Below are 14,329 nucleotides of genomic sequence, written 5' to 3' on the forward strand. Positions count from 1 at the left end.
AACCACCGGAATCGGTGACAATCGGGAGGACAAGCGGATGCAGGCACTGCTTGCGGCCAGCCGCGGGATCGATGCGGTGACGGCGTTCATCGGGCGGCATGTGAAATGGCTGATCCTGGTGGCAATCATCGTCAGCGCGGTCAATGCCATCATCCGCAAGGTGTTCGACCAGAGTTCGAATGCCTGGCTGGAACTGCAATGGTACCTGTTCGGCGCCGTGTTCATGCTGGCTGCCGCCTATACCCTGCAGCGCAACGCCCATATCCGCATCGACGTCATCTCCGCGCATCTCAAAAAGCGCACCCGGGACTGGATCGACCTGTTCGGCCATATCGTCTTCCTGCTGCCCTTTGTGCTGATGATGATCTGGCTGTGCATCCCGTTTGCCCTCGACTCCTACCAGTCGCAGGAAATGTCGATGAATTCCGGCGGGCTCATCATCTGGCCGGCCAAATTCATCATCCTGGCGGGTTTTGTCCTGCTGCTGGCACAGGCGATCTCTGAAATCATCAAGCGTGTGGCCGTCCTAAGCGGCAATCTTCACGAGTCCGATGATTTTCACGGGGCACATGCGACGATCGATCCTGAAACGCTGGGCGCACCGACACCTGTGCCCGACAGCGAGCGCAATCGCGGTGGGGGAGATGCCCGATGATCGAATTCATCGCCCATAACCTTGCCCCGATCATGTTCGCCTCCCTGGTACTGTTCCTGATCATGGGCTATCCGGTCGCCTTCGCCCTCGCGGCAAACGGCCTGTTCTTCTTCTTCATCGGGGTCGAGCTTGCGCCGATTTCCGGCGGCGAAATCACGCTTTCCTGGCCACTGCTGCAGACATCGCCCGGTCGCCTGCTGGGGGTCATGAACAACGAAACGCTGCTGGCCATCCCCTTCTTCACTTTCATGGGCATCGTGCTGGAGAAATCCGGCATGGCCGAAGATCTGCTCGATACCGTCGGCCAGTTGTTCGGCCCGATCCGCGGCGGTCTTGCCTATGCCGTCGTCCTGGTCGGCGCCGTGCTGGCGGCAACCACCGGCGTGGTGGCCGCATCAGTGATGGCCATGGGCCTCATCTCTCTGCCGATCATGCTGCGCTATGGCTATGACAGGTCGCTGGCGACCGGTGTCATCGCCGCGTCCGGCACGCTCGCACAGATCATCCCGCCCTCGCTGGTGCTGATCGTCCTCGCCGACCAGCTCGGCCGCTCGGTGGGCGACATGTATGCAGGCGCCATCGTTCCCGGCCTGATGCTGACGGCGATCTATTGCGCCTATGTTTTCGTGATCACCATCATCCGTCCCAAAGCCGCACCTGCCCTGCCGGCGGAAGCGCGCACGCTTGGCAGTGGTGCCATGTCGCTGCTCGTCGTGACGATTGTCGGCACGGCGATCGCCTTTGCCGTCGCCCTTTCAATCGGCGACAGCATCCAAAATGGCGCCGGCATCTGGGGTGCTACCATCGGCGCCTCGGCAATCTACGCCCTGGCGGTTGCCAATAAGACAATGAACCTCGGCTGGCTTTCGCGGCTTGCCCAGGAAGTCGTCGTCACCTTGATCCCGCCCTTGGCGCTGATCTTCCTGGTTCTGGGCACTATCTTCCTCGGCATCGCGACACCGACCGAAGGCGGCGCCATGGGTGCCGCCGGTGCCTTGTTGATGGCGCTCGCCAAGCGTCGTATCTCCTGGGGCGCGCTCCGTGAAGCGCTCGATGCCACGACCAAGCTGTCCTGCTTCGTGCTCTTCATCCTGATAGGCGCCCGCGTGTTCTCGCTCACCTTCTATGGCGTCAACGGCCATGTCTGGGTCGAGGAACTCATGTCCGGCCTGCCGGGCGGAGAAGTCGGGTTCCTGATCGCGGTGAACATCCTGGTGTTCATCCTTGGCTGCTTCATCGACTTCTTCGAGATTGCCTTCATCATCATCCCGCTGCTGGCGCCGGTCGCGGCCAAGATGGGCATCGACCTCATCTGGTTCGGTGTCCTGCTCGGCATCAACATGCAGACCAGTTTCCTGACGCCTCCCTTTGGCTTTGCGCTCTTCTACATGCGGTCCGTGGCACCGGTCGGCAACTGGCTCGACAAGGTCACCGGCAAGACGTTGGCCGGCGTCAAGACCACCGACATCTATCGAGGTGCCGTGGCGTTCATCCTGCTGCAGCTGCTGATGGTGGCCGCAGTGATGCTGTTCCCGCAGATTGTCACGCATTACCAGGACGAAATCTCGACCGTTGATCCCGCAAATGTGGAGATTACGCTGCCATCGAGCGAGGGGCTGGGCGGGTCCGAAGAACTGCCGACCCTGCCGAGCTTCGACCTGTCGGAGCCGCCCGCCATCGAGTGAGCCCGATCCGCATCGCGCACAAAGAAAGAGGCCCGGCAATCGGTGGATTGCCGGGCCTCATCACTTATGGCAGCCGTGACTAGAGCTGCTTTTTGCGCTGCTGGTTCATCATGAACGTATCGAAGGTGTGTTCCGACACCTGGAACCAGAGATACTGGTCGGCGCGGATGGCTGCCATCGCTTCGTAAGCCTTCTTGAAGGGCGCGTTGGTGGCGCTGATCTCCTCATAGGCCGCTTTCGCCGAATTGAAGCAGGCTTCCATGACATCCTGCGGATAGGGCTTCAGCTTGGCGCCGCCGGCGACCAGTTTCTTGAGCGCCGTCGGGTTGAGGAAGTCGTACTTGGCCTGGGTATCGGCCGTGGTTGCCTGAGCCGCCGCCTTCACGATCGACTGGTAGCTCTTGGGCAGTGCGTTCCACTTTTCATTGTTGATCATGATGTGGAGATAAGCGCCACCTTCCCACCAGCCGGGATAGTAATAGAACGGCGCCACCTTGTAGAAGCCGAGCTTCTCATCGTCATAGGGACCGACCCATTCGGCCGCGTCGATCGTGCCTTTTTCAAGGGCCGGGTAGATTTCACCGCCGGCGATCTGCTGCGGGACGACGCCGACGCCGGACATCACCTTGCCCGCAAACCCGGCAATGCGCATCTTGACGCCCTTGAGGTCAGCGACGGACTTGATCTCGTTCCTGAACCAGCCGCCCATCTGGGCACCGGTGTTGCCGCAGGGCAGGCCGTAGAGATTATGGCCGGCATAGAACTCGTTCATCAACTCGATGCCGCCGCCATGATACATCCAGGCGTTCTGCATGCGGCTGTTGAGGCCGAACGGCACAGCTGTGCCGAAGGCAAAGGTCGGATCCTTGCCCCAGTAATAATAGCTGCAGGTATGGCAGATCTCGAGGGAGCCCTTGGCGACCTCGTTCGCGGCCTCAAGGCCCGGGGCGAGTTCGCCGGCCGGGAAAACCTGGATCTTGAACTTGCCATCCGTCGCATCGGAAACGTAGTTCGCGAAGGTCTCCGCTGCACCGAAGATTGTGTCGAGGCTTTTCGGGAAGCTAGAGGTCAGGCGCCAATTGAGTTCGGGGCTGCTTTGGGCAATGGCGGGGGCCGCCACCGCAGTTGCAGCGACGCCGATACCGGCGCCTTTCAGGAAATTGCGACGAAGCATAAGGTCCTCCCAAGTTGACTATATTTGCTGGGATCCCGTGGGAATCCTGGTCATCGAGTCAGATTTTAAGGGGCGCCCGCAAATCGCCGCGAAGACAACAGAAAACGCCGCTGCCCTTGTGCGCCGCCCAGGACACAATGTGACGATTTCGGAACGGCATGCAAGTACTCCAAAAGGAGGGTAGGACCGGTGCGCCAGTAAAGGCTTGATCGGCTCCGCGCAAAGGCTATGAATCGGGGCAGCAAGATTGAAAATCGGGGATATATCCATGGCTACGGTGACGGTTGCGGCAACTCAATTCGCCTGTTCGCCGAATTCCGCACAGAATGTCGACCGGGCCGAGGCCCTGGTACGGCAGGCCGCCAAGCGGGGCGCCCGCATCATTCAATTGCAGGAATTGTTCGAGACGCCCTATTTCTGCAAGGATCAATTGGCCGAGCTGTTCGATCTTGCCCAACCGGCGGAAGACCATCCGACCATTGCCCGCATGCAGGAACTTGCCAGAGAATTGGAGGTCGTGCTGCCAATCTCGTTCTTCGAGGCTGCCAACAATGCCTATTACAATTCCTTGGCGGTGATCGACGCCGACGGCGAGATGTTGGGACTTTATCGCAAATCCCACATTCCTGATGGTGCGGGCTATCAGGAGAAGTTCTATTTCAATCCGGGCGACACGGGCTTCAAGGTATGGGATACCGCCTATGCCCGAATCGGCTGCGGCATCTGTTGGGACCAATGGTTCCCGGAATGCGCCCGCGCGATGGCCCTGATGGGCGCCGAGCTGCTGCTCTATCCGACCGCCATCGGCAGCGAGCCCAACGATCCCAATTTCAGCAGCGCCGATCACTGGCAGCGCGCCATGCAAGGCCATGCCGCCTGCAACATGGTGCCGGTGGTGGCGTCCAATCGCATCGGCAGGGAAGACGGCCAGACTTGCTCGCTGACCTTCTATGGCCGCTCCTTCATCGCCGGCGCCCGCGGCGAGATCATTACCGAGGCGGGTGCCGAGGAAGCGATTCTCACTGCCGATTTCGATTTTCAGGCACTTCGGCGCCAGCGGGCGGGCTGGGGCCTGTTCCGCGACCGACGGCCGGATCTCTATACGGTGATGATGACGCTCGACGGCCAGAACTGGAGCGAATGAGCCAGGGACCAGTCCTTCACGGCCATTTGTTGACAAAACCACCCTCTGAGGTGCGAAAATAGCATCTGGGCGTGTTAACCATTGGGCTGCGGGCCATCAGGCCAGTCGGCGCGGCCGAAATAAACAATCCGGCAATTCAACAATAACCAGGAGGCCATGGTGCAAAAATCAAAACTGATCGGGGTAGCTTTTATCTCAGCGCTGTTGTTGACAGCTTGCGGCGAGGAAAAGAAGGAGGCTGAACAAGCCACCAACACGACCGCGACGGAAGCAGCACCGGCGACCAACGCCGCCGAAACAGCACCGGCCACCACGACGGAGACAGCAGCAGCACCGGCAGCCGATTCCGGCGGCAAGCTCAATGTCTATAACTGGTCGGACTACATCGCCGAGGAGACCAAGGGCGAGTTTGAAAAGGAGACTGGCATCGCCGTTCAGTACGATGTCTATGATTCGAACGAAATGCTCGAAGCGAAATTGATGGCCGGCGGCACCGGCTACGATCTCGTGCATCCCTCAGGCGCCTTCCTCGCCCGGCAGATCATCGTCGGTATCTACCAACCGATCGACCCTGCCACGATTCCGAACTACAAGAACCTCGATCCGAAGATCATGGAAGTGCTTTCGGCCTTCGATCCTGGCAACAAATACTCCGTGCCATGGTTCTGGGGTACGACGGGCATCGGCTATAACGTTGCCGAGATCAACAAGCGCATGCCGGATGCGCCGGTGAACAGCCTCGACATCATCTTCAAGCCAGAACTGGCGCAGAAATTCGCCGATTGCGGCATCACCATGCTCGATGCGCCGGCCGAAGTCCTGCAAGTCGCCTTGAACTATCTCGGCAAGGATCCCTATACCGCCAACCCGGATGACTATGCGGCGGCCGAGAAATTGCTGCTCGGCGTTCGGCCCTATGTCAAATACTTCCACAGCTCGAGCTATATCAACGACATTGCCAGTGGCAGCGTCTGTTTGACCCTGGGTTGGTCGGGCGATTTCAGCCTGGCTGGCGCCCGTGCCGAAGAGGCCAAGAACGGCATCGAGATCGGCTATGCGATTCCCCAAGGAGGGCACGCTGATCTGGATGGATGTGATGGCCATCCCGACCGATGCCGTCAACATCGAGCAGGCCTATAAGTGGATCAACTACAATCTCGATCCGAAGGTCGCGGCCGCCAACGCCAACTATGTGGCTTACGGCAGCCCGGTTGCCGCCGCCATGCCGATGATCGACAAGGCTCTGCTGGATGATCCGAACATTTACCCGAACGAAGAAGTGCGCGCCCGCCTGTTTGCGGACAAGGTCGCTACACCGGAAATCGAGCGCCTGCGCACCCGCACCTGGACCAAGATCAAGACCGGCCAGTAATGCCGCAGACATGATGGCGCCGTCATAAAGCGCTGCAATATCTGATCGATACAAAATGACTAATGGCCCCGCGGTTCATTCCGCGGGGTCTTTTATTGCGCGAGTACATCTTGATTGTGCGCTGCATGGCGAGGGTTGACACGGGGTACTCGGACGGGGTCAGATATAAAAAATCGTTAATAATGTGCTAAACAGGGATTCTCCGGACTGAAGCAACGTTAGTTCAAGACGTGCTCAATTCCGGTTGGTGTGCTCAAAACTGGGGAGGCGTCATGTCCGGCGAGAGGCGTATCGGTCACAACTTGCGCGTGGCAGCGGTGATGGTGGCGCTTGGCGCCTTCATGTCCAGCTGCGGCGAGGAAAAGACGTCGCAACAAAGCAACGAAACAGCGACGACACCCGCAGCGAATCAAACGGCGACCGAAACGACCAACGCAGCGCCGACACAGGAAGCGGCGGTCACGCCGGCTCCCAGCGAAGAACCCAAAGTTCTGAATGTCTATAACTGGTCCGACTATATCGGCGAGACCACGATTGCCGATTTCGAGAAGGAGACCGGCATCAAGGTGCAGTATGACACCTACACCGGCAACGAGGATCTCGAGGCCAAGCTTGTCACCGGCGGGACGGGTTATGATGTCGTCTTCCCCTCCTCTTCATTCTTTGCGCGGCAGATTCGGATCGGTCTCTATCAGAAGCTCGACAAGAGCCTACTCACCAATCTGAAGAACATGGATCCGTCCATCATGGCCATTCTTGCCAAGGACGCAGATCCGGGCAATGAACACGCTATTCCTTACATGTGGGGCACCAACGGGTTCTCCTACAATGTCGACATGCTGAAGGAACGCATGCCCGACGCCCCGCTCGACAGCTTGGCCATCATCTTCGATCCGAACATCCTCTCGAAATTCGCCGATTGCGGTGTCACCTTCCTCGATTCACCGGAAGACGTGTTTCCGCTGGCGCTTGCATATATGGGCAAGGATCCGACGTCGCAGAAGGAAGAGGACATCATCGCCGCCGCAGCCCTGGTGATGAAGGTGCGGCCCTATATCCGCAACTTCGACTCGCAGCAATATCTGACCTCGCTGCCGAATGGCGAGAACTGCATCTCGATGAGCTGGTCGGGCGACTATGCGACCGCCGCGACTCGAGCTGCCGAGGCCGGCCTCAAGATCAATCTCGCCTACACGATACCGAAGGAAGGCACCAACATCTGGTTCGATGGCATGCTGATCCCGGCAGATGCGCCGCATCCCAAGAACGCCAACCTGTTCCTCAATTACATGATGCGTCCAGAAGTGATCGCCGCCGCCACCAACTATACCTACTATGCCAATGCCAACCTGGCGGCCAAGGAGTTCGTGAACAAGGAAATCCTGGACGACCCGGCCATCTACCCGAACGAGGAAGTGATGAAGCGGGGATTCCCCTCCGTGGTCCGTTCCCAGGAACTCAGCCGTGTCATCACGCGCGAATGGACACGGGTGAAAACCGGTCAGTAGAAAACACGGCGGCGCCGGCCTCGGCGCCGCCGCTTCCTTTTTGACAGTGCCTAGGCCCGAACCGGGTCAGCAGCGACAGGAAACATCATGGCGGCTGAACGAGCAAAAGCGGAACCCACCTCCCAGATCTGGAACGATCCGAACGCGCAGCCTTACATTCGCATCGAGAACGTCACGAAGAAGTTCGGCGATTTCGTCGCGGTCAACAATGTATCCGCCAACATCTATCGCGGCGAACTGTTCGCGCTGCTGGGCGGTTCAGGCTGCGGCAAGACGACCTTGCTGCGCATGCTGGCTGGCTTCGAACAGCCGACATCGGGCAAGATTTACATTGATGGCGTCGACATGGCGAACATTCCGCCTTATGAGCGACCAACCAACATGATGTTCCAATCCTATGCGCTGTTCCCGCATATGACAGTCGAACAGAACGTCGCCTTCGGGCTCAAGCAGGACAAAACGCCACCCGATCAGATCAAATCCAGGGTCGGCGCTATTCTCGACATGGTGCAGATGCGTCAGTTTGCCCACCGCAAGCCGCATCAACTCTCAGGTGGCCAACGCCAGCGCGTGGCGCTTGCCCGTTCGCTGGTCAAGGAACCCAAGCTGCTGCTGCTCGACGAGCCCTTGGGTGCCCTTGACAAGAAACTGCGCGAAGCAACCCAGTTCGAGATCATGAACATCCAGGATCGCCTCGGCATCACCTTTATCGTCGTGACCCACGACCAGGAAGAGGCGATGACGCTGTCGACCCGGATCGGCGTCATGAACAACGGGCATATCGTGCAGGTGGGCACGCCGAAGGAAATCTACGAATATCCCAACACCAAGTTCGTTGCCGACTTTATTGGCTCGGTCAACCTGTTCGAAGGCAACATCGTCGAAGACGAGCCCGGCCATGTGTTGATCGAATCGGCCGAGGCCGGATGCCCGATTTATATCGACCACGGTATTTCGGCGGCGCCCGGTGCCAAAGTGTGGGTGGCCATCCGCCCCGAAAAGATGGAACTGGACAAGACCAATCCCGGTGACGCCAACAACTGCGCACCCGGCATCGTCAAGGGCATCGCCTATATGGGCAACATGTCCGTCTACCTGATCAAGCTCGACAGCGGCAAGGAAGTCAAAGTCACCATGTCGAACCAACGCCGCGCCGCCGAGCATGCGATCGACTGGGACGACCGGGTCTATGTCACCTGGCACGCCAACAGCCCCGTCGCTTTATTGAGCTGAGGCGGCACATGGCATCCGACATTCCCCAGCAGACTTCCCTGCCGCTTGGCGGGCCGATCCGCAGTGTTCTCACAGCCCTCGGCTTCAAGCCCCGTACAGCAGTTATCCTGGTTCCCTATCTGTGGCTGACTATCTTCTTCGTCGTTCCTTGCATCATCATCCTGAAGCTCAGCTTCGCCCAGACCATCATCGCGCAGCCGCCTTACACGCCGATGTTCGGGCCAGAGAGCGTGCCGCACGATCAACTGTTCGACAATTTCAAGCGGTTGTTCCACGATTCGCTCTACTACAAAGCCTATCTGAACTCACTCACCCTCGCCTTCTTCTCGACCATCATCTGCCTGCTCATCGGCTATCCGATGGCCTATGGCATCGCCCGCTGCACGCCATCGACGCGGGCCCTGCTGCTGCTGGCGATCATCCTGCCCTTCTGGACCTCGTTCCTCATTCGCGTCTATGCGTGGAAGAGCATCCTCAACAAGGAAGGCGTGGTCAATGACGTGTTGCTGGCGCTCGGCATCATCGACGAGCCATTGCTGATCCTCTACACGCCGACCGCGATGTATATCGGCATCGTCTATACCTATCTGCCGTTCATGATCCTGCCGCTCTATGCCAATCTCGAAAAGATGGACATGTCCCTGCTAGAGGCAGCAGCCGATCTCGGCTGCCGGCCATTGAAGGCCTTCTGCGTCATCACTATTCCGCTCTCGCTCCCTGGCATCATCGCCGGCGCCTTGCTGGTGTTCATTCCGGCAGTCGGCGAATATGTCATCCCGGAACTGCTGGGTGGCCCCGATGCGCTGATGATAGGCCAGGTCGTCGCCGTCGAATTCTTCCAGAACCGTGATTGGCCCATGGCATCCGCCGTTGCCGTGGCCATCCTTATCATCCTGGTGGTCCCGATCATGGCGTTCCAGTACTTCCAGAACAAATCCCAGGAGGCGCCGAAATGACCAAGCGTCTCTCCTGGTTCATTCTGCTGATGCTGGTTCTGGGCTTTGTGTTCCTCTATGGGCCAATCCTGGTACTGGTGACTTACTCCTTCAACGACAACAAACTGATGACCCTGTGGGGCGGATTCTCGACACGCTGGTATCCAGTGCTGTTGCAGGAGCAAGCGGTGCTGGATGCTGCCAAGCACAGTTTCATCATCGCAGCGGTGAGCGCCACCTTCGCAACGGTGCTCGGCACCATGGCGGGTTACGTCCTCGCCCGATATCGCAAGTTCCATGGCCGCATCGCCTTCAGCGGCATGGTGACTGCGCCACTGGTCATGCCGGAAGTCATCACCGGCCTGTCCCTGCTGCTGCTGTTCAAGGCTTCGCAGCAGATAATTGGTTGGCCCGGGCGCATGGATTTCTGGACTGTAACGCTCGCCCACATCACCTTTCCATGTCCTATGTCACCGTGGTCATGCAGTCGCGCTTTTCCGTCTTCGATATGTCGCTGGAGGAGGCGGCCCTCGATCTCGGGGCGAAGCCCTTGAAGACCTTCCTGGTTATCACCCTGCCGATTGTCGCGCCGGCAGTGATTTCCGGCTGGCTGCTCGCCTTCACCATCTCGCTCGATGATCTGGTCATCACGCTCTATACCAACGGTCCGGGCTGGGGGACCTTGCCGCAGCTGATCTTCTCGAAGGTCCGGCGCGGCGTCGATCCCACGATCAATGCCCTGGCAACGATGATCATCGCGGTGGTGGCGACGGGCGTCATCACCTCGCACATCCTGATGACGCGGAGCGAGAAGCGGCGGCAGCGGGATATCCAGGCCGCCCTGCAGACCAACAAATAGCTCGATGGATGTGAACCGGTCGGCGCCGTCCACAATGGGCGCCGCCGCCTTCGTTACCCGGCGATGCGTTTGGTGGATTTGCGCTGTTCGCGCATCAAGTCAAGGCAGGCAGAGACCGTGAGCGGCTTCCCGTAACGCCAGCCCTGGCCGAACTCGCAGCCGCGTTCCTTGAGGAGCTTTTCCTCCTCCTCATGCTCGATCCCCTCGGCCACGACCTTGAGATCGAACAGGCGGGCGAGCTGCAGAATGGCTTCAACCATCTTCACGCCGCTGGTATCGGCGGTCATGGCTGTGACGAAGGAACGATCCACTTTCAAGGTATCGACCGGCAGGCGCCGCAGGAGGCTGAGACTCGAATAGCCCGTGCCGAAATCGTCGAGCGACAGGCCGACGCCGATTTCCTTGAGGCGCTTGAGCAGCTTCATGGTCAGTTCAAAATCCCGCATCACGGCGCTTTCGGTGATCTCAAGCTTGAGATGCTCGGGAGCCAGCCGATGTTCGCGCAGGGCCTGTCGCACGATCTCGGGCAGGGCCGGACCGTCCAACTGACGAGAAGACACATTGACGCTGATGAACAGGTCGGCATTGCCCTCCTGGTCGAGCCATTCCCGGCCCTGGCGACAGGCCTCCTGCACGACCCATGTGCCGATCGGCACGATGAGACCTGTCTCCTCGGCGATCGGGATGAACTCCATTGGCGGTATCAGGCCGCGTTGGGCGTGCTGCCAGCGGACCAAGGCCTCGAACCCGGCAAGGCGCCCGGTGTTGAGGTCGATGATCGGCTGGTAGAGGAGGACGAGTTCATTGCGTTTGAGGGCTAGATGCAGTTCAGCCTCGATCCGCAGGCGGTCGCGCGCTCGACGCTGCATATCCGGATCGAACACGACCTCCTGCCCGCCACCCTCGGCGCGGGCCTTGTTGAGGGCCGCCGTGGCGTCGCGGATGAGATCCTCGGCACTCTGGTGATGCGCCTGGGCCTGTGCCATGCCGATCGAGAGACTGAGCAGGACACTCTCGTCACCCAGGGTGATTGGCTCTTCGGCGGCGGCGCGGACTCGGTGCGAAACGCGCACCAGATCGGTATCGTCGCGCATCACGTCGAGGAGAATGCACATGGTGTTCTCGCCCATGATGGTGAGCGTATCAGTCGTGCGCAACGTACCGACCAGGCGTTGCGAGACGACTTTCTGGACGGCGTCGCAGAAGACCTGGCCATAGGCCTCGCGCATCGTCTCGTAGCGATCGATCTGCAGCAGGATGATGCCGAAATTGGCCGAAGATTTGCGCCGGTTCTTCACGATGGTCTGATTGAGACGGTCATACAGCACAATCCGATTCGGCAAACCGGTCATCGCATCGGTGAGCTTGCGCTCGCTGATGTCGGTGAGGGATCCGGCGATGCGGAACGCCTTACCGGTTGCGTTGCGCTGGCCCGTGCCGCGTACCAGGAACCAACGATAGGTCTGGTTGCGGTGCTGCATACGGCATTCCATCTGCAGAGAGAGCGTAATGCCCTCAAGATGATTGCGCAGTTCCACCTGGAACTGGTCGACATCATCGGGATGGATTATGGCCAGCCAGTCTTCGAGACGCTTGAATCCGTCGTCGCCATTGCGCCCAAGCAATTCAGCACATCGCGGCGACATGAACAGCGCGTCGTCGCTCAACGTGAGGTCCCAGATGCCGTCGCTGGAACCGGCTACGGCGAGGGCGAAGCGGTCGCGCTCAAGCCGGCTCGCTGCAATGGCTCGGGCGCGCGACAACTGACTGCGAATCCGGGCCAACAATTCGGCGGCGTGAATCGGCACGGTGAGAAAGTCATCGGCACCGCAGGACAGGCAATGCTCAACCAGCGTCTCCTCGCCCGGATCGACGAGGAAAACGATCGGGAATCGGTCCGACCCGTGGTCGGTGCGTATCGCCTTGATGAAGTCGCCATCCGTGCCCGACCTTGCACGCATCAGGAGCAGGTCCGCCGGGGGATCACCACCCTTGTCGCCAATGAGCGTCTCGCGCGACGTCACCCACTCAAGGCGATACCGGTCATCGCCCAAGGCAGCACGAATGGCCGCGTTTTCCGCGTCGTCACTCAGCAGACAGAGAATGTGGCCGTCATGCATTGCGCCACCCGGCTCGGCCTGGACGCAACCGGCGCCCCTGCAGTGAGGGTTTGACCACCCAGAGTCGCCCCAACGGGCGTTTTCAGGCAATCACGGAATTGATCCTCGTTACCTAGAGTGAATTGATTAAAGATAGGTTAGCAACGCTCTAGCTAGCTGAAATAGTGACAAAATATCGTGATTGGCAGGGGCATGGCATCATCACGCCAACTTGCCAGTCATCGGACGCCCTGCCTATATTGCGCCGCCCATTGCATCGCAGCAGCATGACAGACACAACCGCCCCAGCGCCTCAATCGACCCATTTCCGCATCGTTGCTTTGGCGGTTCCGGCGATCCTTGCCAATTTCTCAGCGGTATTGCCCAATCTGGTCGACACCGCCCTGGTCGGCCAGACGGGGGATGCCACCGCCCTGGGCGGCATCTCCGTGGGTGCTGCCTTGGCTGCCCTGGTATTGTGGGCCTTCGCCTTCCTGCGCCTGGGGACAGCCGGCTTCACCGCCCAGGCCTTTGGCGCCGAGGATGGTGACGAGATCAAGGCGACGCTGAACCGGGCTCTTTCACTCGCCTGGATTTTCGGTTGCGTGGTGCTTCTCGTCATGGTGCCTCTGGCATATGTCACGGTGCCGCTGTTCGGATCCAGCGAGGCCGTGGCGGATCTTGCCGCGCGCTACTTCCACTATCGCCTGTTCAGTGCTCCCTTCGACTTCACGAACTACGTCATTCTTGGTTGGCTCATTGGCCTGCAACGCATGGGGCGCGCCTTGGCACTCCAGCTCCTGCTCAATGGACTGAATATCGCGCTCTGCTATATCCTGGTCTTTCGCTTCCATCTGGGTGTCGATGGCGCCGCAATCGCGACGGCAATTGCTCAAACGGTGACGGCGATCGTCGGCTTTGTGGTCGTGCGACGGCTGCTGCGCATCGTGCCACTCAGCGACGACGCAGGTTCGTTGATCGATCTCGACAAATTGTTCGTGCTGATCTCGGTCAATTTCGACATTTTCCTGCGCACTCTGGCGATCATGTTCATCATGGCGTATTTCGTCGGCCTCGGCGCACGCATGGGCGATGCTACGGTGGCCGCGAACCAGGTGCTGTTCGTCCTGCTGGCTGCAATCGCGCAGACCTTTGATGGCTGTGCCCAATCCACCGAAACGCTCGTGGGGCAGGCTGTCGGCGCGCGCGACCGACGGCAGTTGCGAAATGTCGTCTGGGGGTCTTTGCTCTGGACTCTGCTCATAGCGGCGGCATTTTCTGCCCTGCTCTACAGGTTCGGGCCGACAATCATCGGCGTGTTTTCCAGCGATCCGCCCGTGGTCGCGTTGGCCAGCCCATATCTGCCCTGGCTGGTGGCGACGCCGCTGGTGGCGTTCTGGTGCTACACCCTTGACGGCGTCTTCATCGGTGCCACGCGGGGGCGCGAGATGCGCAACGGGATGATCATCGCCGGCCTGGGTGCCATCATCGCCCAGTACTTTCTCATCCCTGCCTTCGGGAATCATGGCCTATGGGCATCTCTGATGCTGTTCTTTGGCCTGCGCGCCGCGACACTCTATCTTTGGTATCCCCGCATCCCGAGGGCCCTGGCACATTGAGTGGCGCAGCGCTGGCGAAATGACCGCCGCTATGGCACATTCGCGG

General features: G+C 59.7%; 9 protein-coding genes and 2 pseudogenes. 9 read left to right on the forward strand and 2 right to left on the reverse strand.

What is annotated here, in order from left to right:
• The first annotated feature begins 37 nt into the window (after positions 1 to 37).
• Both IPK59_05740 and IPK59_05745 read left to right on the forward strand, forming a co-directional pair.
• Complete coding sequence (locus IPK59_05740; GenBank protein MBK8158291.1) at positions 38 to 655, forward strand: TRAP transporter small permease subunit; 618 nt, start codon at positions 38 to 40, stop codon at positions 653 to 655.
• Positions 652 to 2,340 carry a TRAP transporter large permease subunit gene (locus IPK59_05745; GenBank protein ID MBK8158292.1) on the forward strand — a complete coding sequence of 563 codons (1,689 nt, stop codon included), beginning with the start codon at positions 652 to 654 and terminating at the stop codon, positions 2,338 to 2,340. The genes IPK59_05740 and IPK59_05745 overlap by 4 nt, the downstream gene beginning before the upstream one ends.
• 79 nt (positions 2,341 to 2,419) lie before the next feature.
• Here IPK59_05745 and IPK59_05750 read toward each other — a convergent pair whose 3' ends face one another.
• Complete coding sequence (locus IPK59_05750; protein ID MBK8158293.1) at positions 2,420 to 3,514, reverse strand: TRAP transporter substrate-binding protein; 1,095 nt, start codon at positions 3,512 to 3,514, stop codon at positions 2,420 to 2,422.
• Between the two features lie 268 nt (positions 3,515 to 3,782).
• On the opposite strand from IPK59_05750, the gene aguB reads away from it, so the two are divergent.
• The 6 genes and pseudogenes from aguB to IPK59_05780 all read left to right on the forward strand — a co-directional run bounded on the left by aguB (position 3,783) and on the right by IPK59_05780 (position 10,565).
• Positions 3,783 to 4,658: an N-carbamoylputrescine amidase gene (gene aguB, locus IPK59_05755; protein MBK8158294.1), complete on the forward strand. Its 876-nt coding sequence runs from the start codon at positions 3,783 to 3,785 to the stop codon at positions 4,656 to 4,658.
• Positions 4,659 to 4,814: 156 nt separating this feature from the next.
• Positions 4,815 to 6,030: pseudogene (locus IPK59_05760) on the forward strand (polyamine ABC transporter substrate-binding protein).
• 341 nt (positions 6,031 to 6,371) lie between these two features.
• A complete protein-coding gene (locus IPK59_05765) occupies positions 6,372 to 7,538 on the forward strand; it encodes a polyamine ABC transporter substrate-binding protein (protein ID MBK8158295.1) in 1,167 nt (388 codons plus the stop codon).
• A gap of 87 nt (positions 7,539 to 7,625) precedes the next feature.
• Positions 7,626 to 8,771 (forward strand): polyamine ABC transporter ATP-binding protein, encoded by a 1,146-nt coding sequence (gene potA, locus IPK59_05770; protein ID MBK8158296.1) that lies wholly within the window; start codon positions 7,626 to 7,628, stop codon positions 8,769 to 8,771.
• Between the two features lie 8 nt (positions 8,772 to 8,779).
• Positions 8,780 to 9,727 (forward strand): ABC transporter permease subunit, encoded by a 948-nt coding sequence (locus tag IPK59_05775; GenBank protein ID MBK8158297.1) that lies wholly within the window; start codon positions 8,780 to 8,782, stop codon positions 9,725 to 9,727.
• Positions 9,724 to 10,565, forward strand: a pseudogene (locus tag IPK59_05780) (ABC transporter permease subunit). Before IPK59_05775 ends, IPK59_05780 begins: the two are co-directional and overlap by 4 nt.
• 53 nt (positions 10,566 to 10,618) lie before the next feature.
• Here the strand turns inward: IPK59_05780 and IPK59_05785 are convergent.
• On the reverse strand, positions 10,619 to 12,685 hold the full coding sequence (locus IPK59_05785; GenBank protein ID MBK8158298.1) for an EAL domain-containing protein: 2,067 nt from the start codon (positions 12,683 to 12,685) through the stop codon (positions 10,619 to 10,621).
• A gap of 266 nt (positions 12,686 to 12,951) precedes the next feature.
• Between IPK59_05785 and IPK59_05790 the strand changes: the two genes are divergently transcribed.
• Positions 12,952 to 14,283, forward strand: coding sequence for an MATE family efflux transporter (locus IPK59_05790; protein ID MBK8158299.1), 1,332 nt, complete (start codon positions 12,952 to 12,954; stop codon positions 14,281 to 14,283).
• Positions 14,284 to 14,329: the final 46 nt, after the last annotated feature.

It is taken from the genome of Rhodospirillaceae bacterium (assembly GCA_016712715.1).
GTDB lineage: Bacteria > Pseudomonadota > Alphaproteobacteria > Dongiales > Dongiaceae > Dongia.

Excerpts from the sequence above, each read along its gene's own strand:
- IPK59_05740 (MBK8158291.1), top strand. The coding sequence starts at position 38 with ATGCAGGCACTGCTTGCGGCCAGCCGCGGGATCGATGCGGTGACGGCG.
- IPK59_05745 (MBK8158292.1), top strand. The coding sequence starts at position 652 with ATGATCGAATTCATCGCCCATAACCTTGCCCCGATCATGTTCGCCTCC.
- IPK59_05750 (MBK8158293.1), bottom strand. The coding sequence starts at position 3,514 with ATGCTTCGTCGCAATTTCCTGAAAGGCGCCGGTATCGGCGTCGCTGCA.
- aguB (MBK8158294.1), top strand. The coding sequence starts at position 3,783 with ATGGCTACGGTGACGGTTGCGGCAACTCAATTCGCCTGTTCGCCGAAT.
- IPK59_05765 (MBK8158295.1), top strand. The coding sequence starts at position 6,372 with ATGTCCAGCTGCGGCGAGGAAAAGACGTCGCAACAAAGCAACGAAACA.
- potA (MBK8158296.1), top strand. The coding sequence starts at position 7,626 with ATGGCGGCTGAACGAGCAAAAGCGGAACCCACCTCCCAGATCTGGAAC.
- IPK59_05775 (MBK8158297.1), top strand. The coding sequence starts at position 8,780 with ATGGCATCCGACATTCCCCAGCAGACTTCCCTGCCGCTTGGCGGGCCG.
- IPK59_05785 (MBK8158298.1), bottom strand. The coding sequence starts at position 12,685 with ATGCATGACGGCCACATTCTCTGTCTGCTGAGTGACGACGCGGAAAAC.
- IPK59_05790 (MBK8158299.1), top strand. The coding sequence starts at position 12,952 with ATGACAGACACAACCGCCCCAGCGCCTCAATCGACCCATTTCCGCATC.